General features: G+C 56.5%; 13 protein-coding genes. 9 read left to right on the top strand and 4 right to left on the bottom strand.

Annotation, left to right across the window (positions count from 1 at the left end; genetic code table 11):
* Positions 1–267 precede the first annotated feature (267 nt).
* From AC4PTO_RS18090 to AC4PTO_RS18080, 3 genes are all read left to right on the top strand, one after another.
* A complete protein-coding gene (locus AC4PTO_RS18090; protein WP_492733971.1) occupies positions 268–513 on the top strand; it encodes a hypothetical protein in 246 nt (81 codons plus the stop codon).
* Positions 514–594: 81 nt separating this feature from the next.
* The gene (locus AC4PTO_RS18085) at positions 595–858 is read left to right on the top strand and encodes a type II toxin-antitoxin system prevent-host-death family antitoxin (protein ID WP_492733969.1); all 264 of its coding nucleotides are present in this window, start codon (positions 595–597) and stop codon (positions 856–858) included.
* Positions 851–1267, top strand: a complete 417-nt coding sequence (locus AC4PTO_RS18080) for a hypothetical protein (RefSeq protein WP_492733967.1) — start codon at positions 851–853, stop codon at positions 1265–1267. Before AC4PTO_RS18085 ends, AC4PTO_RS18080 begins: the two co-directional genes overlap by 8 nt.
* Positions 1268–1288: 21 nt before the next feature.
* Here AC4PTO_RS18080 and AC4PTO_RS18075 read toward each other — a convergent pair whose 3' ends face one another.
* Positions 1289–2362: an alpha/beta fold hydrolase gene (locus AC4PTO_RS18075; RefSeq protein ID WP_492733965.1), complete on the bottom strand. Its 1074-nt coding sequence runs from the start codon at positions 2360–2362 to the stop codon at positions 1289–1291.
* On the bottom strand, positions 2362–4014 hold the full coding sequence (locus tag AC4PTO_RS18070) for an RcgA family putative transporter (protein ID WP_492733963.1): 1653 nt from the start codon (positions 4012–4014) through the stop codon (positions 2362–2364). The genes AC4PTO_RS18075 and AC4PTO_RS18070 overlap by 1 nt, the downstream gene beginning before the upstream one ends.
* A 164-nt stretch (positions 4015–4178) precedes the next feature.
* Between AC4PTO_RS18070 and AC4PTO_RS18065 the strand changes: the two genes are divergently transcribed.
* A complete protein-coding gene (locus AC4PTO_RS18065) occupies positions 4179–4478 on the top strand; it encodes a hypothetical protein (RefSeq protein WP_492733962.1) in 300 nt (99 codons plus the stop codon).
* Positions 4479–4486: 8 nt separating this feature from the next.
* On the opposite strand, the gene AC4PTO_RS18060 is transcribed toward AC4PTO_RS18065, so the two are convergent.
* Positions 4487–4936 carry a DUF2513 domain-containing protein gene (locus AC4PTO_RS18060; RefSeq protein WP_492733960.1) on the bottom strand — a complete coding sequence of 150 codons (450 nt, stop codon included), beginning with the start codon at positions 4934–4936 and terminating at the stop codon, positions 4487–4489.
* A gap of 31 nt (positions 4937–4967) precedes the next feature.
* Here AC4PTO_RS18060 and AC4PTO_RS18055 point away from each other — a divergent pair, with 31 nt between their 5' ends.
* The 5 genes from AC4PTO_RS18055 (at position 4968) to AC4PTO_RS18035 (ending at position 8372) form a co-directional block, all read left to right on the top strand.
* Complete coding sequence (locus tag AC4PTO_RS18055; protein WP_492729128.1) at positions 4968–5765, top strand: Fic family protein; 798 nt, start codon at positions 4968–4970, stop codon at positions 5763–5765.
* 22 nt (positions 5766–5787) lie between these two features.
* Positions 5788–6075, top strand: a complete 288-nt coding sequence (locus tag AC4PTO_RS18050; protein WP_492729130.1) for an HU family DNA-binding protein — start codon at positions 5788–5790, stop codon at positions 6073–6075.
* Positions 6076–6482: 407 nt separating this feature from the next.
* Positions 6483–7811: an ISL3 family transposase gene (locus AC4PTO_RS18045; RefSeq protein ID WP_492733958.1), complete on the top strand. Its 1329-nt coding sequence runs from the start codon at positions 6483–6485 to the stop codon at positions 7809–7811.
* Between the two features lie 19 nt (positions 7812–7830).
* Positions 7831–8178, top strand: a complete 348-nt coding sequence (locus tag AC4PTO_RS18040; RefSeq protein ID WP_492733957.1) for a hypothetical protein — start codon at positions 7831–7833, stop codon at positions 8176–8178.
* Positions 8175–8372, top strand: coding sequence for a helix-turn-helix transcriptional regulator (locus tag AC4PTO_RS18035; RefSeq protein ID WP_492733955.1), 198 nt, complete (start codon positions 8175–8177; stop codon positions 8370–8372). Before AC4PTO_RS18040 ends, AC4PTO_RS18035 begins: the two co-directional genes overlap by 4 nt.
* Positions 8373–8594: 222 nt before the next feature.
* On the opposite strand, the gene gdhA is transcribed toward AC4PTO_RS18035, so the two are convergent.
* Entirely contained in the window at positions 8595–9950 is a 1356-nt protein-coding gene (gdhA, locus tag AC4PTO_RS18030; protein ID WP_492733953.1) for an NADP-specific glutamate dehydrogenase, read from the bottom strand.
* Positions 9951–10693: the final 743 nt, after the last annotated feature.

Here is a 10693-nt window from a genome sequence, read left to right as displayed (position 1 = left end):
TTTTGGCTGGTTTCTGGCCGTTTTGGCCGTTTTTCAAGGTTTTATACCCGTTTTTTCCCGCTTTTCTTATTTTTACCATGTTTCTAACCCCTTTCCTCGGCTCATGCTTATTTATAACATCATCGCGCCCCGGTCGTCAACAGGTTTTTTCATCCTATACGCATATTTTTTTATTTATACCAGTTGGGTTTCCCTTGCCCTTTCGTAACGGTTTGGTATAAATAGCGTTATAGCACTATCGCACTAACCACCCAGAGGAGCCGACGCATGAACCCCATCTCCCGCTTCCATAAAGCCCGCGCTGGGCGTCGGGTCGGATACCGACAGAACGAAATCACCCTCGCCCCAGATGGCAGGGTCTTCGAGACCAAAACAGGACACGAAATCTGCCCCCTCGCCCGCGCCCCCTTCCGCATCGACGAGACCCCTAAAGGAAACCTCATCACCTTCTTCGAGAAAAACTCAAACACACCATACGGACAGGCCATCGCTCTCAAAGGTGAACAACCGTGAGGCGCGGTGATCTGTAGCACCCCGCCGCCACTTGCATAATATACGAAATATGCGTATATTGCGGGAAACAGGAGCCGTAACGTGTCTGACATCCAGAACTTTCCTGCCGCCGATCTTGCCCGCAAGACAGGGGACATTCTCGCCGCCGCCAGCCGAGCGCCAGTGGCTATCACCAAGCACCGCAAGCCACGCTTCGTGCTAATGAGCCTTGAGCGCTACGAGGAGCTGACTGGCGCATCAGATCAACAGGCGCACACGCTGGACGACATGCCTGAAGCGATGAAATCCATGATGATCGCCGCTTTGGAACGCAACCTTGAAGGCGGTGACAAACCGGATGCGTAAGCCCTCTGCCGGTGATGTCTTCACCTATCCATTTCTTTGGAAGCGCCAGCAAATTCGGGGAGAAACAGAAGGTCGAAAACCTCGCCCGGTCTGCATGGCCGTCACCACGGCAAATGTGGACGGCACTACATTTCTGTTCATTGTCCCCATCACAACGCAACCTCCAATGGACGGGCGAATAGCTGTCGAAGTGCCTGAGATCGAGGCTAAACGTGCCAGCCTTGATACTGATAAGCCCTGCTGGGTGATGCTGGACGAGTTCAACAGCGATGTCTTCGAGCGCTCTTATGTCTTTGAGGACCGCACACCGCTTGGCGCGTTCAGTTCGAAATTCACGGCGAAACTACAAGGCATTCTGCTGGACGCAGCTAAAGGCGGAAAAGCCCGAATTGTGAACCGACAAGACTGAAAAGCTGAACGATTCTGTTCGTTAGCGACCCGGCTTTGTCTTCTTCTCCGTCCACAGAAACCGAACCAACCTCAGACCAACCGCCACGATATAGGGCGGCAACGCCAGCGAATAATGGCCGCAGTTGAGCCTGATCGCGTCCACTCTCGCTCCCGCATCCAGTAGACGCTCCACAAGCCTCTCCGACAGCTCTGGCAACACCACGGCATCCCGCCGCGCCAGAACGACCTGAAGGTCAAGATCTGGCCTCGCCAACGAAGTGACGTGATTTTCCAAGTTGATCAGCGCCCAAGCGCGGCGGAGATCAGGAAGGTCGAGTTCACGCTCAAGGCTCTCGCGGATATGACGGGTAGCCCGACCCGTCCAGACCATATCTGCGAGATTCCCGGCAGTCAGAAAGAGGGCAGCTTTGGATACGGCCGGTTCACGCGCAGCGACCAAACCAGCCACCCATGAGCCCAAACTCATCCCCAGCACCGAGATTTCTTGATAGCCCTCACGCTTTAAGCAACGTATGAGCCTTCTCCCGTCCAAAACGGCCTGCCTCATCGATTGAACCGTTCGCCCAAGGTTCGGACTGAGCATATAGTCTGCGAACGCGGAACCGGGGCGGCTGCGATTGAAATGGTATGGCATCTCAATTTCGAACACCGTGATACCGCACAACGACAAGACCTTGGAAAGTAACCTCTGGTGGGATTTCGCATTCCAGTGATGGAAGACCACCAATGCTCGACCGCGTGAACGCCCTTCCGTCACCTCAACCCGCACGACATTGTTTTCTTCGACATCCGTCACGATCGACGATGAAAACTCGATATGCCCGGATACCGCTCCGCAACCCGATATGTCACCGCTATCATCATCAAAATAACTCGGATCCTCCAGCGCCTCAGCCGCGAGAGCGCAAAAGCCATCAAGGCCCAGCTCTGGCACCGCTCCATCAAACGCCAGCTCAGCATCGAGCGCGAACCCTGTTACTGTCTTTGCCTCTTCGCCACGACGAGCCCGTCGCTCATCCCATTGATCGAGCCAACTATACTCGAACCACTCGGAAATCCGAGTCTTTCGAGTATGCTTTTCTTTGTGATCCATCAACTTGTCCGAAAACCGGTTCCCACTTTTCGGGTCGATGGAGTATATGAAACAATCTGATCTTCTCCTTGCACATCCAACCTGCCACGGCCAAACGCGGGCTTGATCAGCCCGTAAACTGCGATCGAGACGCCAACGCCCAACAAGACAGAGAAGCCCGCGAAAGCTCCGATGAACAGGTAGCTGACCACCAGCAACACCACAGAGGCCAGCATCATCCCCAGAGAGGCTTGGAAACCGTTGCCGACACCCACACGAGACGCGCCGTAGAGGAAGACGAACAGAGCGGACAGCACAATGATCAAGCTGCTGAAATGGTTGGGCGCACTATAATCACCCACCGCGCGGATTTCCGCCCTTCCCGCGATCACCGACAGCGTATCGGAAAGCAGCCAGCTCGCAATGTTTGCTCCACTCGATGTCAGATAGGCGCTTTGCAGCTTCATGCAGATAGCGATCAGGATGCTCAGCATCACACATCTGAAAATTCCGATCATCACCCGGACACCTACGCCTTGAACCGCAGGATCAACTTTCGCGCCCTGCAAGACGCCGGACACGGACAGTGATCTCGAAAAGTCATGCGCGATCGTGTAAAGCAGCATGAGGCCCGCGAAAAACAAGTAAAAGCACAGACACATATAGAGATAGGCAAACCCGGTGAAGCCTATCTCCACAGCCACCGAAATTACATCCGGGCGAGCCAGTGCCAGAGACCCCCAATCCGTTGCATAGTCACCGCCGCCCCTCAACAGGGGAAGCAGGCGAACGCTGATCCATTGGAAGACGCCCGCGAACAATATGCAGATCACGAACACTACCCAAAAGGTAGACGAAGATGCTTCAACGATGAGCCGCCACGAGCGGCGACCACTTCCCTGATCGGTTCGAGCTGCAATCTCAGCTCGACCTTCTTCCTTCCAGAAATGCAGCAGCTCCACCGTGAAAGCGAAAAACAGTGGCATGAAGACCAAAAAGAGAAACGTCCAGTTCGGAGCCCAGAGGAAACCGACTTGCTTCATGGCAACCTCCGGAGAGTTGAACTTCACGTCATGGATTCCGAGAAAATATGAGGTGAACCCAAGTGCCACCGCTCCACCGAAGACCCCAGATGCAAGGTTCAACGGAGACCCGCTGAAAAGACCCTCTGTGACACCCCCAAGGTTGTAGCGCCTTCTCTCCTCGCTCGTGGCCGCATCTGCCTCGGCCAGATGAGCAGGTAAAGGATTCCCGTCCTCTGCCACCGAAAGCATCGGAGATGGCTCCTGAGCGCCCTCTACGCCCGCCCTGCGCCTCTCTCTTCGCTTGGCGACCAAACGCGATTGCGATGCACTTAGTTCAGCCTGCCAATCACTCGTCGCCTCTGGGTCGTCGCACCCGAAAATCCTTGCCAACCAGCGAATATTCTCGGCGCTAATCCCCTTATCGTTGTCTTGGAACCAAAGCTGAACAGTCCGCAGTTCAACGCCGGTTCCGTTGGCGTCGATCAGCGAAATCGCTTCTGACAGCAGGTCTGGGGTCCACGGTCCTTGCGGAAAACCATCCTTGTCCGCTGGCCGCCCTGCACCCGCAGCGGCAAGACGTTGGAATAATTCCTTGAAATCGCTGCCATCCCTCGGCGGAGGGAGAAAATATTTCCCTCGTTTAATCAACTATTTACACGCTTTCATTTCGTTCTGTTTCGTTCCTCTTCGCATCATATCGTGCCAGCGCGGCAAGTCTACGTCATTCTCAAGGCCAGCAATTCAACCAGTGGGGTGTCCACAGCGAAGCGCACCACGGCTCGCAGAGATGGAATAGAGGGTAGAATCCGAAAATGACGATTATCTTGAAGGGAACGATCGCGGCGGTTGAGGACATCTCAAACGACCAGATTATTGCACACAGACTGTCGCTGAACCCGGATGGAGGCCCTGCGCTGTCCTGCGTCTCTTTCGACTATGAAACGACGTTCGCTTCCCTCATCGGGAAGAGAGTGCAGATCAGCGCTTTTCTGGATGAAGTCCCGGATCCCGAAGATCGATACAATCAGCGTGAGCTGATCGTCACTCGCCTTGAACTGGATGATCGCAAGGGCCAAGTCCGCGACCAGCCCTCGCTTCAAATTGCATGTTGAGATGGGGCCTAGAGCCCCAGATCAATCCCGGTATGCTTCTTGACCTGATGATTGATCACGGCCTTGCCTATCTCTTTCGCGACATCCTTGATGGTGTCGATCCCGACGCCACCCACCCCCTGTAGCGCATCCTTCGTTTTTTCCCAAACCTTCGAATCGCGAACCGTATCGAGGAAATCGTGACCGTCCCATGTCATTCGGGTCACTAGGATGGGCGCTCCTTCTTCGACCATCATTCGGTGAACATCGAGCTTGCTGTCTTTGGCGCTTTGAAGGAGATCCTTCCCCTCTATATAGCCCGCATCCATCAGAAGCCGAAGGTGATACTGTAGCGCCGTCCGGTCGGCCCCTGTAGCCCCGAAATCTGCGTCAGAGATCGTGAATTTACCGTTAATATTTTCGGGTATCCGTAATTCATGATTGAAGTGCTGCCGATGCGCGTGTATTAATATTCGCAATACATGATTGTTTTGGGCAAGGGGCGAGCGGATGCAACTGTTCGAAAAATTGGGGTTCAGGTGGGATCGTTCAGCGGTCCCTGCCGATGTGCCTGCGTCCGTTGATCGCGCGATCTTTCGCTACAAACAGATGCTTGCGCAGTTCGTATTTGACGCGAGTTCTCTCGAAGGGAATCCTTTCACCTTTCCCGAAGTCAAAACGCTTCTGGACGGGGTGACGGTTGGTGGACACAAGCTGACGGATGAACAGCAAGTTCTTAACCTTGCCGCCGCCGGAAGGGAGCTGTTCGCGCTGGTCAAAGCGGGATCGTTCCGGCTCGACAAGGCAACCTTTGATCGCCTCCATGCTCTCGTCGCTCGTGAGGAACCCTTGGAATGGGGGTATTTCCGTGGTGAGGGTGAGTTCACAGACATAACACCACACGTCGGTCTTGGCTATGAAGGCGAATTTGTGCCTTCCCATCCTACGGAACCCGGCGCGAAAAACCTCAAGAAGCTGTTTGCCGATGCTGTGCAAGCCCTTGAAGCCGAAGTCGCCGATCCGCGCGAACGCGGAATGGCCTTCTTCCTGTTCGGGGCGTTGCAGCAATTCTATTTCGACGGAAACAAGCGCACGTCGCGCTTCATGATGAACGGCGTTCTCATGTCGCATGGCTTTGACGCCATTTCGGTGCCTGCGAAGAGAGCGCAAGAATTCAACGAGAATATGGTGCGGTTCTACACGAATAAGGATGCAACAGAGATGATGCACTTCCTGATCGACTGCCAACCGAAGAACGCACCAACACCGAAGCCTAAACCCGCGCCTAGTTCCGGGCCGTCAATGTGAAATTACGAGGAGAACAACACTCATGACAAAACCCATCACTAAAGCCGATTTGATCGCTGATATTGCGGAACGGAGCGGCATCAGCAAAGCGCAAGCCGGAGAGGCGCTTGACGCTGTTACCGCGTCGATCTCAGCCCAGCTTGTTGCTGGGAATGCGGTTGCACTTCCGGGGCTGGCAAAGTTCGAAACCCGTGATCGACCAGCCCGTCAGGTCCGCAATGTCGCCACAGGAGCGATGATGGACAAGGAGGCAGATCGGACGGTGAATATCACCGCACTGACCGCGATCAAAGTGGCGGTGAATGGGTGAGGTTCGTATGATAATTGCTAATGGTTTGCAAAAATGAAGCAGATACCTTCGCCTTTAGACGCTTTGGAGTACCTGGTTGGCACGCCAAATAGAGAGCGGTGGTTCGCACGTATCGTGGTGTTTTATCTGATAGTTGTAGGTCTTTCGATACTTTTATATCCTTGGAAGGTTTATGAAGAAAGAACGCGCTACGCGAACGCGATAGTTCAAGCCTGCGAAACAAGAAATGGCCCCGGCCCTCGCACAGCACCGGATGCCGAGCGCTTTGAGTGGTTCGAAAATTGCATAAAAGAGATGTTGTCCGAGTGAAGAAAAAGCGCGGGGCGGGCGTTGAATTTTCGACAGGGATTGTCGGATCAAGCGCCTTACTTTGGGGGATTGGCGGGCCCTAGCCGCCATGATCGTGCATGGACCTTCTGCAACTCGATGACTTCGATCTGATCCGCGTGGTTGAGGAAGATCACGACTTCCACATCTATGCCAAGCTCTCCGGTGAAACGACACACTGCCAGCATTGTGGGAAATATGGCGTTATCGGCTTCGGACGGCGCGAGCAGGTTATCAAGGATTTGCCGCGCCTTGGTAAACGATCTTCGATCTATGTAGAAACCCGCCGCTGGCGCTGTAAACACTGTGGCAAGACCTTCTATGAAGACCTGCCCCACATGGACGAAAAGCGCCGCATGACCGATAAACTCGTCCACTGGATCGGCGAGCAGGCCGTGCGACGGACAAATTCCAGTGTGGCCGAAGAAGTCGGCGTGACCGAAGGCACGATCCGTCTTGTCTTCGCAGAGTATGTCCAGCGCAAGTATGATGCCATGCGCTTTGCCACGCCGCGATGGCTGGGCATAGATGAAATCCATCTCATCAAGCCGCGCTGTGTTCTCACCAATGTCGAAAAGCTGACGGCCTTTGACATCCTTGAGAACAGGAACAAGCAGACTGTCGCGACCCGACTTGCGCGGCTCGATCACCGCAACAACATCGAGCTGGTGACGATTGATATGTGGCGACCCTATCGGGATGCCGCCGCTGCGGTTCTCCCGAACGCCACAGTCGTCGTTGACAAGTTCCATGTGGTGCGAATGCTGAATGCCGCCTGTGAGACCGTCAGGAAGGCGTTACGGGCCGATCTCACGCCCGCTGAGCGCCGTGGACTGGTGAACGACCGTTTCCTGATCCTGAAGCGCAAGCACCGGCTGAATGGCAAGGAGCATATGATGCTGTCTGGCTGGTTGGAAAACTATCCGGCGCTGGCCATGGCCTATGAAATCAAGGAAGCGGGCTATCGCATCTATGACGCTAAGACCCGCGATGAGGCCGATGCAGCTTTTGAAGAATGGCGGTCGTCCGTGCCGCAAGAGATGAAAGGCGCGTTCGGCGGCTTCGAGCGGGCGTGGCGCAACTGGCGAGAAGAAATCCTCGCCTACTTCGATTGCCGCGCGACCAACGCCTACACAGAGAGCTTGAACAATCTGATCCGCACCACCAACCGGGTCGGACGTGGATACTCATTCGAAGCGCTACGCGCGAAGGTGCTGCTGTCTGAAGGGCCGGAGAAGAAAGCTGCGGCTCGCCCAGCTTTCCAGAAGATGTTGAGCCGTGATCATGCCTTCGAGACGACAGTGCATGATATGCGCGTTCCTACGCGCTATGAGGGGCGCTACGGAACGCTCCTGTCAACACTTCCCGAGATTCTTCGCGAAAGCGATTTGACCCCAAAACAATCATGAATTACGGATACCCCTTTTCTTGGTCGGCTTGGCCACCTACGCTGCAACGCTGATCATTTCTCAGAGAGTTCTCGCGGGCTGTGTCGAGAGCCAACCGACCAACATACTGATTGCACTTACTCCGATGTTGCCCGCCGCGTTCATTTGTGGAGTGATTATACGCAGCATCCGGAATCTGGACGAAATGCAACGCAAGCTCCAGTTCGAGGCTCTTGCGCTGTCATTTGCAGGAACTGCTTTGATTACGTTCGGCTATGGCTTCCTTGAAGGAGCAGGGTTTTCGAAAATCTCAATGTGTTCAGTGTGGCCTTTGATGGCTGCGATATGGTTCGTCGGCGTCATGATTGGACGGTTGCGCTTTAAATGAACAACCGTATTCAGGAATTCCGCCAACAGAGGGGCTGGTCGCAAGCCGACCTCGCTACCCGTCTGAAAGTTTCGCGACAGACAGTGAATGCCCTCGAACGGGGGCGCTATGACCCCAGCCTTCCGCTCGCATTCAGCATCGCACGGCTCTTCAGCCTGACAATCGAAGAGGTCTTTCAGCCGGAGCAGGAGTGAAGAACGAAGGTCGGACATGGGCTCAAAACCGGCTCTCGGCTTCCGGTGGGCGCCTTTCCGCAGTGGCCGGCCCATGTGCTGCCGGGGGCAGGTATGGGCCGGGATGCAGATCCCGAATGGCGGCAAGTCCGGTGCTGCGGCGGACAAAAAAGACCCGCCGCGCGTCCTTGTCCCGGCGCGGGTGGCAGGGGCCTGAAGCGGCCCCTTGCCCGGGATCCGCGTTCAGATCACGCCCAGCATCCGCATCGCTTCGGCAACGCGCACGAAACCGGCGATATTGGCGCCCAGGACGTAATCGCCGGGGGCGCCGTATTCGTCGGCGGTTTCGGCGCAGCGATCGTGGATGCTTTGCATGATCTTTGCCAGGCGCTGCTCGGTCTGCTCAAAGCTCCAGCGGTCGCGGCTGGCGTTCTGCTGCATCTCCAGCGCCGAGGTGGCCACGCCCCCCGCGTTCGCCGCCTTGCCGGGCCCGAAGAGGATGCCGGCCTCGCGCAGGATGCGGATCGCCTCGGGGGTGCAGGGCATGTTCGCGCCTTCGCCCACGGCCTGCACGCCGTTCCTGACCAGCGCCTTCGCATCCTTGCCCGACAGCTCGTTCTGGGTGGCCGAGGGCATCGCCACGTCGCAGGGCACATCCCAGATCGAGCCCTTGCCCGCCGGCACGAAATGCACCCCCTCGCCCCGGCGCCGGGCATATTCCGAGATGCGTTCGCGGCGCGTATCCTTCACCTCTTTCAGCAAGGCCAGGTCGATCCCGGCCTCGTCGATGACATAGCCGCTGGAATCCGAACAGGCGATGACGTTGCCGCCGAAGGACTGCACCTTCTCGATCGTGTAGATCGCCACGTTGCCCGCGCCCGAAACCACCACGCGCTTGCCGTCGAAGCCGGTATCGCGCGTTTCCAGCATGGCTTTCGTGAAATAGGTGTTGCCGTAGCCGGTGGCCTCGGTGCGCGCCCGCGATCCGCCATAGGGCATCGCCTTGCCGGTCAGCACGCCGGCCTCGTAGCGGTTCGTCAGGCGCTTGTATTGCCCGAAGAGATAGCCGATCTCGCGTCCGCCCACGCCGATATCGCCCGCCGGCACGTCGGTCTGTTCGCCCAGGTGGCGGTAAAGCTCGGTCATCAGCGATTGGCAGAAGCGCATGATCTCGGCATCGGACCTGCCCTTGGGGTCGAAATCCGATCCGCCCTTGCCGCCGCCGATCGGCAGGCCGGTCAGGGCGTTCTTGAAGATCTGCTCGAAGCCCAGGAACTTGATGATCCCGACATTGACCGAGGGGTGGAACCGCATCCCGCCCTTGTAGGGGCCAAGGGCCGAGTTGAACTGGACGCGAAAGCCACGGTTGATCTGGACCTTGCCCTGGTCATCGGTCCACGGGATGCGGAAGATGATCTGGCGCTCGGGTTCGCAGATGCGTTCGATCAGCGCCTGTTCAAGGTAATCGGGATGCTTGGCGACAACACGCCCGAGGCTTTCCATCACCTCGTGAACGGCCTGATGGAATTCCGGCTCTCCGGCGTTGCGCCGCATCACTTCGGCAAGGATCGGTTGCAGCTTTTCGTCGATATTGTTCATATAACTTCCTGCGTCTGGGGGGAGGATTTTCACCGGATGATCAAATTTCAGGCAGCAGATTTGCCATATTGCCTATTTTGCAATCAGTTATTTGATTCATGAAAGCTGCGCAAGCACGCTCTGCACGCCAAGGGTGCGACTTCCTTGCACAATCCGGCACCCGTTCCTGGCTTCGGGGCAAACGGTCTGCCGGGTGCAATGCAGATGCCATTCAACGCGACGATACCGGCATACCCGCCAACGGGAGGGGCGCCGCAGGCCCCTCGCAGGTTCGGGCCCTGGCCCGCGCCCGTTCGTGCGGCGGGTGCGGGGAAAGTCCCGGCCCCTGACGGCGGGCAAACCGCACCATGGCGGGTGCCGGATCAGGGGGCTTCAGGCATCGGGGTTTCAACGGCATAGCCGGGCATCATGGTATTTTGATCGCCCGAGCCTGCTACATATTGTCGCATGTTAGGTTGCCTGCCGTAACGTCCTTCTTGTGTCTGTGCAGTGGTTTATCGGTTCCACCCCCGGTGCAGATTAACCACATGTCGGCCTTCGATCCATGCAGTTCAATGCCTTACCGGGAAGAGAAGGTTGTCACCCCTGTCTCTTTATATTAACCGACCAGTAACGAATTTGAGTTCCGGGGGCAGGGTGTTGCGTAAATTGTCGGGTCGGCCGGTCACACTGGCTTTGTCGCTGTTTGTTTTCTTGGTGTCGTTTCTGGGTTTCGCGTCCCGCGTTGCGGCGACCCCGTTCAC

It is taken from the genome of Rhodobacter maritimus (assembly GCF_058747975.1).
The sequence above is the reverse complement of the archived record's forward strand: the minus strand, read 5'-3'. Positions and strand labels throughout refer to the sequence as shown.